The organism is Stenotrophomonas sp. AS012628 (assembly GCF_010608305.1).
Classification (GTDB): Bacteria; Pseudomonadota; Gammaproteobacteria; order Xanthomonadales; family Xanthomonadaceae; genus Stenotrophomonas; species Stenotrophomonas geniculata.
The window spans coordinates 1-268 of sequence record NZ_VMBJ01000140.1 but is presented as its reverse complement, the minus strand read 5'-3'; the positions used below and the strand labels follow the sequence as shown (position 1 = coordinate 268).

Genomic DNA, 268 nt, shown 5'->3' with positions numbered 1-268 from the left:
CCGTATGGATCCCAATTCGCCCGAGGCCAAGCGCCAGGCGATCTTCAAGGAAATGCTACGGACCAGCGAGGACATGGGCGGGATGCTCCGCGGACGCCTGCCCTTCGACGCGGAGAAGTTCCGTGCCGGATCGGCGAAGTTGCACCAACTGGCCGACCAGCCCTGGCAGTACTTCCCCAGTCCCAAGGCCGGCGAGGAGGGCGAGGACACCCGCGCCAAGGACGAGGTCTGGCAGCGCCAGCAGGAGTTCAAGGCCGCCACCCAGGTC

1 protein-coding gene is annotated in these 268 nt (G+C 66.8%); it reads left to right on the top strand.

What is annotated here, in order from left to right; genetic code table 11:
• On the top strand, nucleotides 1-268 hold a 268-nt coding region (locus G5A07_RS21315; protein ID WP_191863984.1), incomplete at both ends, for a cytochrome c.